Source organism: Staphylococcus sp. Z5-21, assembly GCF_056529615.1.
On record NZ_CP096462.1, the window covers coordinates 2,608,284 to 2,622,997 of the forward strand.

Here is a 14,714-nt window from a genome sequence, read left to right on the forward strand (position 1 = left end):
CTTTAAAGTGCGTACTTACTTTTTTAAAGTATGCCCTTTAAAATAATAATTATCGTCATATTACGAATTTAGATAAAAAGGAGTTTTTTGATGCAATATACAACATTTAATAATGGACATACGATGCCTCAACTAGGTTTAGGCGTTTTTAGAGTGGAAAATAATGATACGGCAAAGGATGCTGTTAAACATGCAATTGTTAGTGGCTACCGTAGTATTGATGCTGCTTTCGTATACGGTAATGAAGAAATGGTCGGTCAGGGCATTCAAGAAGGCATCCTTGAAGCTGGTATTCAAAGAGAAGATTTGTTTATCACATCAAAATTATGGTTAGACCACTACGGTAAAGATAACGTTCAAGTAGGTTATGAAACTTCATTAAAACTTTTAGGTTTAGATTACTTAGACCTTTATCTTATTCATTGGCCAGGTACTGATCAGTCGCTAATGATAAAAACATGGGAAGGCATGGAAGCATTATATAATGATGGAAAAGTCAAAAATATTGGTGTCAGTAACTTTGATATTGAACACCTTGAAACTTTAAAAGCACATACTTCTATCAAACCGGTCATCGATCAAGTGGAATTCCATCCATACCTTATACAACAATCATTAAGAGATTATCTTGCTTCTGAATCTATTCAAATGGAATCTTGGTCTCCTTTAATGAATGCTGAAATTCTTACAGATGAGACAATCGTCGCAATCGCTGATGAAATTGGAAAATCCCCAGCTCAAGTCGTTATCAGATGGAATATTGAGCATGGTGTGGTGACTATACCTAAATCAGTCACACCACATAGAATCGAAGAAAATATAAATATATTTGATTTTTCATTAACGCAAGCACAAATCGCGCGCATCGATGCGTTAAATCAAGATCATAGAATTGGACCAAATCCTTTAGAATTCAACGGATAGTATACTCATTTTTCCTCATAAAAGAGCCTTAGACATTTAATGATGTCTAAGGCTCTTTTTCAATTAAGCAGTAGATGACTGAATTGAAAATACCCTTGTATCAAGCTTTTTTCAATTCTAGTCATCCTTGCCTTGATTGCATAGGTAGGACTACAAAATCTCTATTAGAAAATTGGATTTTTGTCCCTCTCCGTTATTTTCAATTCTAAGTTGTCTTTGAAAAAAGATGCTATTCATTCTGTAATTAATTAAAACTTCCTAAATCAGCAACTTTAATAAATGTTTTGATTTGAGGATTATACATGTGTTCACCCTAATTCTTTGAATTTACAATAGATTTGTAGGTTATACTTCATACGCGTTTATTTTAACATTAAAAAAATACCAATAAACTTTAGCGTATCGTTACTTCATTCCAAAGTTTATTGGTATTCTATTTCAGCAGGTCATACAGTACACTATACGATTAATGCTTCATGCGTTGTAACACTTCTAACTGTATCACTTTTAATGCTTCATTATATTCACGATTTGTACTTTCTTGTGCATTAATAATTAATAAATCAACCAATTCTACGTCGCTTTTCTCGCTGACTTCATGTTCAAATTGATGCAAATGTTCTTCTGAGGTCTTCGCATTTTGCTTTTCTATCTGATAGTATTGATCGGCTCCCAATCCACCTTCTTCAATCATGACAGAAATACCATTTGAACGTGTTTCGTTTACTCTTTTTACTTTAATACGTTTATTTTCACGGATAGCCATTTGAATCCCTCCTAACATTCATGTGCATTTGACAAACATCAACTTCATTTTTATCACATCTGCTACTTATTGGATTGAGATCAAATCACCTAGTTGCCGTTAATCATTATGTATAGTCATATTACATATTCAAGATAAAACATTATTGTTTCATATTTCGATAGTATCTATAGTGTAATATTACATATAAGTAAATACAATCTCTTTGCTCACTTTTCTATACCCTTTTTCTAATATCATTATCCACGTTAAAGTTGTATGCATACAGCAATAAAGTTTAACAAAATGTTCATAAATTTAATATTTATACCACTTCTATTGTACTAAACCTAATTATATAATTGATAATGATTATTATTGTGAAAGAGTGATGTATATGTTGAATTTAAAGACTGGCGTTTTAGAAAAAAATTACACAGTAACTGATTTAAAAATTAGAAACAAGCACATGCTTCAGCGTCTCCATGCATTAGGTTTAACTCATGGAACCAAGATAAAAATCAAACAAAAATGTTTATTTAAGGGACCCTGCATTTTAGAAATGAATGGTCAAAATTTAAGTATTCGTGGTTGTGACGCATGTCAGATTTTCTTAGAGGAATCTCATGGCTAATCATTACTGTATTATTGGAAATCCTAATGTAGGAAAAACATCATTATTTAATGCACTCACTGGTACATACGAATACGTTGGTAACTGGAGCGGTGTAACGGTAGAGAAGAAGGTCGGACGTCTTAAATCAAATGCTGGGAATCTTATAGACTTACCTGGTATTTATGAATTATCGCCGATCTCCAAAGATGAAACCGTAGTGACTGACTATTTATTAAACGAATCTTTTTCTGGCATGATCAATATCGTAGATGCCAGTCAATTAAAACGTAACTTGCAACTTACGGTACAGTTAATGGAATTAGGCGCACCAATGATTATCGGGTTAAATATGGTAGACGTCGCTGCAAAACGAGGCATTCATATTGATCAAAGTGCATTGATTAAAAAATTAAAATTACCTTTGCTGCCTATCATTGCAAGAAATGGTAAAGGCACACAACAATTATTAAATGCTTTAAAAGATCATCGTCTATCTAACCATCGTCCTTTACATATTGATTATGGTGCTGATATTGAAGCAGCAATCACTAAAATAATGCAACATTTAAAACAACATTGTACCTTTGAATCACACCTTTATCGATTTATCGCCATTCAATTCTTGTTAGACAATCCCAAAGTGCTAGACCTCCTTGAAACAAATTTAATAGATATCATAGCGCCTATACGTCAACAATTAGCCGCTCCATTAACGCTATCTATTAGAGAAACAATCCAACAAAAACGTAACGCTTATATAGACCATTTATTAGAGGGTGCTATCACTTATCCAGACGAAGACCGTCAATATTTCTCTTCACGCTTAGATAAAATTTTAACTCATAAAATTTTAGGTATTCCAATATTTCTAGGCATTATGTGGCTGATATTTCAAATTACATTTACATGGGTTGGTACACCCCTATCAGACCAAATCGACGAATTCATAGGTGGTACACTCACCGACACAGTTAAATCCGTCATGGATAACATAGGATTATTTCCATTTTTACAAGATTTAATTACGGATGGCATTATCGCTGGTGTAGGTGCGGTTATTGTATTCGTACCACAAATTTTAGTGCTGTTCTTCTTTATTTCTTTACTTGAAGACTCAGGTTATATGGCACGTATCGCTGTGCTCATGGATCGTATTATGGAAGTCTTTGGCTTAAGTGGTAAATCTTTCATTCCCATGATTATTGGCTTTGGTTGTAATGTGCCGAGCATTATGGCAGCGCGTAGTATTGAAAGTGAAAAAGAACGTCTCACAACCATTTTAATCGCACCTTTCATGTCATGTTCTGCGCGCTTACCCGTCTATGCATTATTTGTTGGTGTATTTTTCGAACAACATCAAGCCCTTATCGTCCTTAGCCTATACGTATTAGGTATCGTGGTTGCCTTGGCTACCAGTGTACTGATTACTAAAACAGTAATGAAAAATGATGATTCGATATTTATTGTCGAGTTACCAACATATCGAATGCCATCAGGTAAAACACTTTGGAGAAGTACTTGGGAAAAAGCTAAAGGATTCGTTAAAAAAGCCGGTACCTTTATCTTCGCTGGTTCTGTTGTCATTTGGTTACTCAATTATACTGGCCCGGGTGGGTTCAATGTCGATGTAGATGATAGCTTTTTACATTCAATTGGTAGCTTCTTTGCCATTTTAGTCGCCCCATCAGGCTTCGGTACATGGCAAGCAGGCGCAACTTTAATACCTGGTTTCCTTGCTAAAGAAGTCATCGTAAGTTCAATGGCCATTATCTATGCATCTGATGAATCCGGATTAGTTAATATTATTCAACACCAGTTTACGCCTTTATCAGCGTATGCATTTATGATTTTCATTCTATTGTATATTCCGTGCTTATCCACGGTCGCAACGATTCGTAAAGAAACCTATTCTATAAAATGGACCGTCTTCGCAGTCGCCTATCCACTGATTACTGCCTACGTTTTGACACTGGTATTCTATCAAATCGGTCATCTATTTATGTAAGGAAGTGATTTTATGACATTAATCATCAACATCTTCATTATTGTGGCTATTTTCAGTTACACGATTTATGCGCTCACTAGGTTCTTGAAAAAATCAAAAGCCGGTAAGTGTACGTCTTGTGGTATAAAAGAAGGTCGTCACACCAGTGAAAAAGTGAACTTTAAATGACTTTCGGCATAACAATTAAATAGAAATTTAAAAAGAGGTACAGCAGATAGCCATATGTCTACCGTACCTTTTTTATTTATATAAATTATTAAAATAACTCAACTTTTCAATATAATAATACCCATTAAACTTGGTGTTTTATATTTTTTACGGAATATTTTTAATTTATATTTAAAACATTTAATTGATAACTATTATCAATTAACGTAAACTATATTTATACAATTAGAAAGAAGGGAATCAATTGAAAAATGCAATTAAAGTTATTGCCATACTAATTTCTACACTCCTCTTAGCTGCAGCATGTTCAAATAGTGAAGACAAACAAAGCAAAAATGCTGTTAAATCATATAAATTAGATTCAGGTCTTATTAATTGGTGATATATCATACACATTCGTTTTTTTAGGTATAAAGTCAATAAAAAATTAAAACACATGCATAATATTGCATGTGTTTTTGTTACGCTTATAAAGGTTATATAAAATCTTTCACTTAAATAGTTAAGTATATATTTCTACTATCCCATTCCCTTTATATTAAATATTTATATTTCACAATTTCGATTTTGCATTCCTACGCACTATGATGTTACAATTCAATTAACGAAGGTTATATGCATATAAGCACCAATTCCCTCACTATTTGCGGTAGTGAGGGGATTTTTTGATGCCGCTTAACGTCGCCTTCTATTTATTGCGTTTACTACTAAGCCAATAAGTAAAATACGCAACTGCACAGCCACTAATGACTGGTGCAATGATGTGAACGAAGATCATAAGCATATTAAACACCTCCTTCCGCCGAAAATATCGCCCGCCGGAAGTTAAGGCGACTCTATTATTATACCACCTGCTAATGTATCAGCGTACCTACTTAAACTACGTTGAAGCATATTAAAGAATGCCTCATTTCCAACACTTTTACTACCAAAAACTATAAACTTAAAATTGATTAACTCCCTACTTTTACCATCCCGAAATAATAAAAAGAAGCTAAACAACGTTGTGTTGTCTAACTTCTTAATTAATATATAATCTATAGCTCAAAAGATATTATCTAAGACACCCCGCCGTCTTATCTATCTTTATTTCTTAACAAAAGCGATTATGGCATCTCTTAAAAATTGAGCACCACCTTCTACATATTTATCATAATATCTAGAAAATCGTTCATCAGCCACGTACATTTCAGCTAAACCTGCATGTGCTTCTTTAGTATAATCAGACCATGTATACATTAACCATGCTTTATGCTTCGCAGCTAACATTTGCGCAACTTCAGATGATGGATCGCCGGTTTGATATGCTTTGGGTAATAACTCAATAATTTCATTCTCTAATTTACGCCATTCATTATATTCCGCTTCAGTCATATCTTTAAATTTTGCATTACTTTCATCTACAGACTTATCACCGTATTTTACTCTGATTTCAGTACCATATTCATGTTCGTTTTCTTGAATTGCTTGTACTTTCAATCCTTCAAATTTTTCTTTATCTTGCATATTAATTTCTCCTCTCGTATACGCAATGGTTTTTTCAACGGTTTCTATAATTTTGTCGAGGTGTGCACGCTTTTGTTTTAAATTTTGAAAATGATTTTCTAAAGCAGTTACTTGATCAAATCCAGGTTGTTGAACGATGTTCTTTATTTCTTCAATACTTACATCCAACTCTCGATAGAATATAATTTGTTGAAGCATGTCTACTTGTTCTTTGCCATATATCCGGTATCCTGGTGAATTGATTCTATCTGGTTTAAGCAATCCAATTTGATCATAATAGCGCAATGTGCGAGGACTTACACCTGATAGTTTAGCTAATTGACTTACGGTATATTCCATAATTCACCTCCTGACAAATAACACGTTACACCCTTACGTTACGTCAACCTCAAGGAGAAATTTCTAATTTTTAAAAATCGAACTATCATCCACATGTTTTATATCATACTTATGGCTTAAATAGATATATACTAATTAATACAACTGCGATAAAAATACCCACGACTAATACGAAACTATATATCGAAGTAATTAAATTTCTTAAATTAGATGAATGTACTTCATTTGGTTCCTTTCCATTCATAAAAGCTACGATACGATCATAGGTTTGTATTTGATATGATTTCTTAAAACGCTCTACCTTAAATGATGCAATAATACCAGTACCTAATAATAATATTTCTAGTATTAAACCAAATGCTCCCCAGTAATACATCGCAGGTCCAATTAATATTCCTGCTATCAACATCGGCCATATCATTAAATGCGAGGATAGATTAAATCTGCTTTCTTTCAACTTACGCTCCATAATCTCCACGTCTCCTTTGACTAAGTCATCTAAAGAAACATCAAACAATGAACTTAGCATCAATAAATTATGAATATCTGGATAGCTTTTATCATTCTCCCAATTAGAAATTGTTTGTCGTGAAACATATAATTTTTCAGCTAAACTTTCTTGAGATAAATGATCGCGTTGCCGATAATATTTAATTTGATGTCCTAAATTCATTGTTCTGCTCCTTTAAGTAGAGATTATGATGATTTTCAATATAAGACTATCAAAGTTCGTTGACATCTGCATCATTTTGCCATGCTTAAATATTTTTACATACTGTTGTCACAGGGAATAAAGACTACCTTTTAGACATACCAAAGGATAGGAAACTTGTTATATTAGCAAGCCCCTATCCTTTAATATAATATTATGTTGTTTGTTGTTGCTTATAAGGTATTTGATAATCCAATTCAAATTTAGCACCTGCTGTGATTTTTTTGTATTGATAACTGAAATAAGCTACCCATAAAATCGTTAGCACAAAGGCTATGATATAACTTAAATTGAGGTCTAAACCCAATCCAATTTTCTGACTTAAAATATAAGTAAAAATATTCCATGTCATAAACACAGCTGGAATTGCTGCCACCCAGAAATTCTTTTTCGCAATCAATAGATACATCGCACCTACCCATAGTGCAACAACCGCTGTTGTTTGATTTGCCCAAGAGAAATATCTCCATAGAATCGTGAAATCAACTTGTGTAAGACCAAAGCTAATAACGAACAATGGTACTGCTACAATAATACGTTTAACAATATTTCGCTGACCATAGTTTAAATAATCTGCAATAATCATTCTAGCGCTTCTGAAAGACGTATCCCCGCTAGTGATTGGTAAAATGATAACACCTAACACGGCGATTGTACCGAATACAGAGCCCAGTAATAGATGTGATGCCTGGCTCACTACTAATGCAGCTTCACCACGTGCTAAGACATCATTCAAACCATTATAGCCATTAAATAAACTCATACCTGCTGCAGCCCAAATCATTGCTATGATACCTTCCGCAATCATCATACCGTAAAAGATGAATCTACCATTGTGTTCTTTATTTGTTGTTCTAGAAATAATCGGTGTCTGTGTCGCATGAAATCCAGACAATGCACCACAAGTTATTGTAAAGAATAGTAATGGAAATACTGGCGCCCCATCAGGATGCATATTACTAAAATTTAGTTCTGGAATAGGTGCTCCTGTTTGAATAAGACGGAAACCTATACCTACCGCACTCACTAATAATAATGCGCCAAACACTGGATAAATTCTACCAATGATCTTATCTATAGGTAAAATTGTAGATAATATATAATACACAAATATAACAAAAATAATAATACCCAGTGCAATGCGTCCATCCATTAAATTATGTAATAGAAGTGCCGGACTAGTCACAAATACAGTTCCTGTTAAGAGTAATAATAAAATAGAAAATATATTAACAAAGTGCTTCATCACTTGACCTAAAAATTTCCCTGCAAGTTCTGGTAAGTGCGCCCCTTTATTTCTAATTGAAATCATACCGGTCAGATAATCATGTACTGCCCCTGCAAAGATACAGCCTACAACAATCCAAATAAATGCTATGGGTCCATAAAGTGCTCCCATAATAGGTCCAAATATAGGTCCAACACCTGCGATATTTAACAATTGTATAAGCGAGTTAGATCGCGTTTTCATTGGTAAATAATCAACATCATCTCTTTGATCATACGCTGGTGTGGGTCGCTCTTTATTTGGTCCAAACATTTTGTCTATGTATTTTCCATAAGTGAAATAACCCACCACCAATAAAATAATAGCTACAATAAAAGTAATCATGTTACCATTCCCCCTTAGATAACTTGAAAGCGTTTTCTTAATTTAATCATAAATGGTAAAATTTCACAATATTACATTTGTTTTTTATTCTAATTTTATAAATATGTATTTTTTATTTTATTAAACCTTAATTAATACCTAATCATATATATTAGTACAAAAAATAGAGGCTTACCTCGTCTTATCATAGGTAAACCTCTATCACTATTAATGTTTAAATAATTTTATTTTAATTTCATAATAATCATCGTAATCTTTGGCTTGATGCTCATATTTAATACCGCTTTTTTCGATAGAATCTAAACTTTTACCAACCGCTTCACGCGCATCAGTTAAATCTTTTTCAAATTCAAATCTTTGTGCTTTTACTTTTTCAGGGCCTATCTTTTGTTTCACGCGTGCTTCTGTTTGTTTTACATTTAATTTTTGACTTATAACCGTTTCAACTAATATTTCTTGATCTTCTTCTGATAAACTGAGCATCGCGCGCGCATGGCGTTCCGTAATTTTACTTTCACGTAAACGTTCCAATACTTTAGGCGCCAATTTTAATAAACGAAGTTTATTAGCAATAAAGCTCTGACTTTTACCGACACTTTTAGCTAATTCGCTCTGTGTGGTATCCCCGATTTCTAGTAACTTTTTATAAGCTTCGGCTTCTTCAACAACAGATAAATTTTCACGTTGAATATTTTCAATGAGTGCGACTACAGCAGTTTCCTCATCATCTAAATATCTAATAATTACATCAGCGTGCGTTTTACTTAGGCTCTGTAAAGCTCTAAATCTACGTTCACCTGCTATAATCTCAAACATATCCTCTTCAATTGGACGTACGACAATCGGTTGTAACAAACCATGTTCTTCTATAGATTCTGCGAGTTCTTTAATCTTATTTGGCTCAAATACTTGTCTTGGTTGATAACGGTTTGGCACAATACGTTCCGTATGAATAGATTCAACGCTATTATTATAATCCTCTTCAATATAACCAACGATGTCATCTTTGTTCTTTAAACCAAATAATTTAGAAAAAGGTTTTTTCATTTACTATGCGCTCCCTCTAAATTAATTGTATTGAATTTTACTATTTTTCAAGTAACGGTGATTTATTTGGTGTTCCTGGTTTTCTAGGATATTTCTTAGGTGTTTGACTACGTTTGTCTATGATAATCATTTGTCTTTCACCTGCATCTTCAGGTAGTTCATATGAAATTGTATCAAGTACTTTACCACCTAATACGCCAATACCGAAACGTGCTTCTTCCAATTCTTCTTCACCTTTAGACGATTTCAGTGCTATGAAGTGACCACCTTTTTTAACTAATGGCAAGCATAGCTCACTTAATACAGAAAGTCTAGCAACTGCACGTGCTGTAACGATATCGTAAGACGCCCTGTAGTCTCCCTTACCATAAGTTTCGGCACGATCATGTACAAAACTCACATTGTCTAACTCTAAAGCTTCCGCTAATTGATTTAAAAAGTGAATGCGTTTATTCAGTGAATCTACAATTGTAACTTTCAAATTCGGAAAAATGATTTTCAAAGGAATGCTAGGAAAACCAGCACCAGCACCCACGTCACATATCGTTAATTCTTTAGTTAAATTCGTATAAAAACTTGTCGCAATTGAATCATAAAAATGCTTCAAATATACTTCATGTTCTTCAGTAATACTTGTTAAATTCATTTTTTCATTCCATTCAACAAGCATTTGATAATACGTTTGAAACTGTTGTTGTTGTTTATCTGAAAGTTCTATTCCATGTGTACTCAGTTGCTGTGTTAACCATGCTACACTCATCTTAGTTATTCACCCTTTGGATTTTACCTTGTTCAAGATATACAAGTAAAATTGAAATATCGGCTGGATTGACACCAGATATACGTGAAGCTTGTGCAATATTGAGCGGCTTAACTTCTGCTAATTTCTCACGTGCTTCAGTCGCTAAACTATCTACCTTACTATAATCTAGATCTTCTGGAATTTTCTTCTCTTCCATACGTTTAACTTTTTCAACTTGTTGTAAAGATTTATTGATATAACCTTCATATTTAGTTTGAATTTCAACTTGTTCTTCAACGTCTGAAGGCAATTGATGTGATTCATCTAAAATTTCTAGAATTAAATCGTATGTCATTTCAGGACGACGTAATAATTCTAAAGCAAGGATACCGTCTTTCAAACGAGACCCGCCTTGAGCCTCAATAATCTCTTGCACACGGTCGTTTGGTTTGACGCGAATGCCATTTAGACGTTCTTGTTCTGCTTTAATCATAGCGCGTTTTTCATTAAAACGTGCATAGCGTTCCTCTGAAATCATACCTAATTCATAACCTAAGTCTGTTAGACGTAAATCAGCGTTGTCATGTCTTAATAATAGACGGTATTCAGCACGAGAAGTTAATAAACGATAAGGTTCGTTTGTACCTTTGGTAATTAAATCATCAATTAATACACCAATATAGGCATCTGAACGACTTAAGATAACTTCATCTTTACCTTGAACACGTGCTGCTGCATTGATACCAGCCATGATACCTTGTCCAGCCGCTTCTTCATAACCTGATGTCCCATTAATTTGGCCAGCAGTGTATAAGTTTTTGATTTTTTTAGTTTCAAGTGTTGGCCATAATTGTGTTGGAACTAACGCATCATACTCGATGGCATAGCCTGCACGCATCATATCTGCTTTTTCTAAACCAGGAATCGTTTCTAACATTTGACGTTGCACATGTTCAGGTAAACTTGTTGATAGACCTTGGACATAAACTTCGTTTGTATTTCTACCTTCTGGTTCTAAGAATAGTTGATGGCGTGGTTTGTCATTGAATCTTACAAATTTATCTTCAATGGATGGGCAATATCTTGGACCAGTACCTTTGATCATACCTGAATACATAGCTGATAAATGTAAGTTATCATCAATCACTTGGTGTGTATCACCATTTGTATAAGTTAACCAACATGGCAATTGATCTAAAATATATTCTGTTGTTTCAAAGCTGAAGGCTCTTCCAACATCATCACCAGGTTGGATTTCCGTTTTAGAATAATCAATCGTTTTGGCATTTACACGTGGTGGTGTACCTGTTTTAAATCTAACGACTTCAAAACCTAATCCTCTTAAGTTATCAGCTAGAGAGATTGAAGGTAATTGATGGTTTGGACCACTTGAATACTTCATGTTACCTAAAATGATTTCACCGCGTAAAAATGTACCTGTTGTAATAATAACTGCCTCTGACCAGTATTCTGTACCGATATTTGTTCTTACACCTTTAATGACATCATCTTCAATAATGAGGTCATCTACCATACCTTGCATGATATCAAGGTTTGCTTCATCTTCAATTACTTTTTTCATTTCTTGTTGATACAAGACTTTATCTGCTTGAGCACGTAACGCTCTTACTGCTGGACCTTTACCAGTATTTAACATACGCATTTGAATGTGCGTTTTATCAATGGTTTTCGCCATTTGACCACCTAATGCATCGATTTCACGTACGACAATACCTTTTGCTGGACCACCCACTGATGGGTTACACGGCATAAAAGCAATATTATCTAGGTTAATCGTCAACATTAACGTTTTGGCACCACGACGTGCTGAAGCTAATCCAGCTTCAATACCAGCATGTCCGGCTCCTATTACTATCACATCATATTCTTGAGCCATTATTATTTCCTCCTTATTATTTTCCTAAACAGAATTGACTAAATAACTGGTCAATTAATTCATCACTTGCAGATTCACCGATAATCTCACCTAAAATTTCCCATGTTCTTGTTAAGTCGATTTGTACCATATCCATCGGTACACCTGATTCTGCTGCATCTATTGCATCTTGAATGGTATTTCTTGCTTGTTTCAATAATGAAATATGTCTTGAATTAGAAACATAAGTCATATCTTGGTTTTGAACATCGCCACCAAAGAATAAATCTCTAATTTGAATTTCTAATTGATCAATGCCTTCTTGTTTGAGCATCGATGTCTGAATCAATGGCATATCGCCAATCATATCTTTGACTTCATCAAGATCTAAATGCTTGTCTAAATCCATCTTATTAACAATAACAATCGCATCTTCATTCTTAATCACTTCATACAGCTTACGATCTTCATCTGTTAATCTTTCATTATAATTAAGTACAAATAGTATTAAATCCGCTTCGCCTAACGCTTTTCTTGATCGCTCTACACCAATACGTTCGACGATATCTTCTGTTTCACGTATACCTGCTGTATCGACAAGTCTTAATGGTACACCACGGACATTGACATATTCTTCTAAAGTATCTCTTGTAGTACCAGGCACTTCAGTCACAATGGCTTTATTATCTTGAATGAGGTTATTGAGCATCGATGATTTACCGACATTAGGCTTACCAACGATAACCGTAGAAAGCCCTTCTCTCATAATCTTCCCTTGTGTACCTGTATCGAGTAATTTATTAATTTCTGTTTTAATTTCATTTGATTTCCCTAATAATACCTCTGTAGTCGCATCTTCGACATCATCATATTCTGGGTAATCTATGTTCACTTCGACTTGAGCAAGGATTTCGAGAATGGATTGTCGCTGTCGTTTTATCATATCACTTAAACGACCTTCTATTTGATTCATTGCAACTTTAGACGCACGATCGGTTTTAGAACGAATAAAATCCATCACCGCTTCTGCTTGAGATAAATCTATTCTGCCATTTAAGAAAGCACGTTTTGTATATTCACCTGGATCAGCCATACGGGCCCCATAGGTCATCGTCAATTCTAGTATTCTATTAATTGTTAAAATACCACCATGACAGTTAATTTCGACAATATCTTCACGTGTGAACGTCTTTGGTGCACGTAGTACGGAAACCATAACTTCTTCCACCACTTCGTTCGATTCAGGATCAATAATATGACCATAGTTAATTGTGTGAGACGTTACATCTTCAAGTCTTTCTTTACCTTTATAAAGTTTATCTGCAATATCTACAGCATCTACACCTGATAAACGTACAATACCAATTGCACCTTCACCCATTGGTGTGGATATACTCGTTATCGTATCTAAATCCATCATCCATCTCGCCTCCTTTTCGACTTCATTTTTATCATTATAATATTGTAAATAGTTTCCTATTAAAAAGCGAGTATCTTGTTTACCATTTCGTAAAAGTTAGTCTTCGGTTTGTCTGAGGTAAGACTTACGGTTGTCTAACATCTTTCTTCCCCTTCCCTACTTAAACACGCTTATTAAATACCTTTGCTATTTTGAGTACATGTTCCAAACTCGCTTGTATTTGTAATGTGTCCATATCTTTTGCTGGTTGCCTCGCTATCACAATAATATCCATTGGTAAGATATCTTCTTTATGGATTTTAAAATTTTCGCGAATGGCACGTTTAATTCTATTTCTTACGACTGCATTACCTAACTTTTTAGAAACACTAATACCTAAGCGAAAATGATTCAACGCTTTATTAGGTTGCGTATATATTACAAATTGTCTATTTGCAACCGATTTCCCTTTCTTATAAATAAACTGGAAATCACTATTTTTTTTTATTCGGTAAGCTTTCTCCACCAAGCATCACTCACTTATCATATCTTTTCAATACATATACCAACGAACCTTATGTTTCGTTCTATTCATTCGTTATCATAAATTAATAGTAGAAATCTACGTAATTTTTAGCAATTTTACTTCACTAAAACCAAAAAAAAGACCACTGATGAGTCAGTGATCTTATGCTGATAATACTTTACGGCCTTTACGACGACGACGCGCCAACACTTTACGACCATTTTTTGTGCTCATGCGTTTTCTGAAACCATGAACTTTACTATGTTTACGTTTATTTGGTTGATAAGTACGTTTTACCATGCAAAAACACCTCCATCTTTATTCGGTTCTATACTATTATAATAGATAAATTAATATACGCTTCTGCTTCAAGTCTTGATTTAACTGTTATTAATTTCTAGTCATAATTCAAGCAACTACTACAATATAACAAAATCTATTTTATAAAGCAAGTCTCAATTTAAGTGACTGATTTAAAATATATGAGTTACATCATA

General features: G+C 34.0%; 16 protein-coding genes. 5 read left to right on the top strand and 11 right to left on the bottom strand.

Going from position 1 to position 14,714, the window contains the following annotated elements:
- The first annotated feature begins 90 nt into the window (after positions 1-90).
- Positions 91-924, top strand: a complete 834-nt coding sequence (locus M1D64_RS13120) for an aldo/keto reductase (protein ID WP_041080289.1) — start codon at positions 91-93, stop codon at positions 922-924.
- A gap of 466 nt (positions 925-1,390) precedes the next feature.
- On the opposite strand, the gene M1D64_RS13125 is transcribed toward M1D64_RS13120, so the two are convergent.
- Positions 1,391-1,690 (bottom strand): hypothetical protein, encoded by a 300-nt coding sequence (locus M1D64_RS13125; RefSeq protein ID WP_011304021.1) that lies wholly within the window; start codon positions 1,688-1,690, stop codon positions 1,391-1,393.
- A gap of 376 nt (positions 1,691-2,066) precedes the next feature.
- On the opposite strand from M1D64_RS13125, the gene M1D64_RS13130 reads away from it, so the two are divergent.
- The 4 genes from M1D64_RS13130 (at position 2,067) to M1D64_RS13145 (ending at position 4,840) form a co-directional block, all read left to right on the top strand.
- Complete coding sequence (locus tag M1D64_RS13130) at positions 2,067-2,303, top strand: FeoA family protein (RefSeq protein WP_037539168.1); 237 nt, start codon at positions 2,067-2,069, stop codon at positions 2,301-2,303.
- Positions 2,296-4,290, top strand: coding sequence for a ferrous iron transport protein B (feoB, locus tag M1D64_RS13135; RefSeq protein WP_115347603.1), 1,995 nt, complete (start codon positions 2,296-2,298; stop codon positions 4,288-4,290). The genes M1D64_RS13130 and feoB overlap by 8 nt, the downstream gene beginning before the upstream one ends.
- 12 nt (positions 4,291-4,302) lie before the next feature.
- Positions 4,303-4,458: a FeoB-associated Cys-rich membrane protein gene (locus tag M1D64_RS13140; protein ID WP_480977519.1), complete on the top strand. Its 156-nt coding sequence runs from the start codon at positions 4,303-4,305 to the stop codon at positions 4,456-4,458.
- A 244-nt stretch (positions 4,459-4,702) separates the two neighbouring features.
- Positions 4,703-4,840, top strand: a complete 138-nt coding sequence (locus M1D64_RS13145) for a hypothetical protein (RefSeq protein WP_002484366.1) — start codon at positions 4,703-4,705, stop codon at positions 4,838-4,840.
- Positions 4,841-5,146: 306 nt separating this feature from the next.
- Here the strand turns inward: M1D64_RS13145 and M1D64_RS13150 are convergent, their stop codons facing one another.
- The 10 genes from M1D64_RS13150 to rpmH form a co-directional block, all read right to left on the bottom strand.
- A complete protein-coding gene (locus M1D64_RS13150; protein WP_002441941.1) occupies positions 5,147-5,242 on the bottom strand; it encodes a type I toxin-antitoxin system Fst family toxin in 96 nt (31 codons plus the stop codon).
- Positions 5,243-5,544: 302 nt separating this feature from the next.
- Positions 5,545-6,303 carry a MerR family transcriptional regulator gene (locus M1D64_RS13155; RefSeq protein WP_002484367.1) on the bottom strand — a complete coding sequence of 253 codons (759 nt, stop codon included), beginning with the start codon at positions 6,301-6,303 and terminating at the stop codon, positions 5,545-5,547.
- A gap of 109 nt (positions 6,304-6,412) precedes the next feature.
- Positions 6,413-6,976, bottom strand: a complete 564-nt coding sequence (locus M1D64_RS13160) for a helix-turn-helix transcriptional regulator (RefSeq protein ID WP_002484368.1) — start codon at positions 6,974-6,976, stop codon at positions 6,413-6,415.
- 193 nt (positions 6,977-7,169) lie between these two features.
- Entirely contained in the window at positions 7,170-8,627 is a 1,458-nt protein-coding gene (locus M1D64_RS13165; protein WP_126424561.1) for a carbon starvation CstA family protein, read from the bottom strand.
- Positions 8,628-8,834: 207 nt separating this feature from the next.
- Positions 8,835-9,674, bottom strand: a complete 840-nt coding sequence (locus M1D64_RS13170) for a ParB/RepB/Spo0J family partition protein (protein WP_002481957.1) — start codon at positions 9,672-9,674, stop codon at positions 8,835-8,837.
- Between the two features lie 40 nt (positions 9,675-9,714).
- On the bottom strand, positions 9,715-10,434 hold the full coding sequence (rsmG, locus tag M1D64_RS13175) for a 16S rRNA (guanine(527)-N(7))-methyltransferase RsmG (RefSeq protein WP_002481958.1): 720 nt from the start codon (positions 10,432-10,434) through the stop codon (positions 9,715-9,717).
- Between the two features lies 1 nt (position 10,435).
- Complete coding sequence (gene mnmG, locus M1D64_RS13180) at positions 10,436-12,313, bottom strand: tRNA uridine-5-carboxymethylaminomethyl(34) synthesis enzyme MnmG (protein WP_002481959.1); 1,878 nt, start codon at positions 12,311-12,313, stop codon at positions 10,436-10,438.
- Positions 12,314-12,329: 16 nt separating this feature from the next.
- Positions 12,330-13,709 (bottom strand): tRNA uridine-5-carboxymethylaminomethyl(34) synthesis GTPase MnmE, encoded by a 1,380-nt coding sequence (gene mnmE / locus M1D64_RS13185; protein ID WP_100217365.1) that lies wholly within the window; start codon positions 13,707-13,709, stop codon positions 12,330-12,332.
- Between the two features lie 163 nt (positions 13,710-13,872).
- Positions 13,873-14,220, bottom strand: a complete 348-nt coding sequence (gene rnpA, locus M1D64_RS13190) for a ribonuclease P protein component (RefSeq protein WP_011304029.1) — start codon at positions 14,218-14,220, stop codon at positions 13,873-13,875.
- A 159-nt stretch (positions 14,221-14,379) separates the two neighbouring features.
- Entirely contained in the window at positions 14,380-14,517 is a 138-nt protein-coding gene (gene rpmH, locus M1D64_RS13195) for a 50S ribosomal protein L34 (RefSeq protein WP_000240855.1), read from the bottom strand.
- Positions 14,518-14,714: the final 197 nt, after the last annotated feature.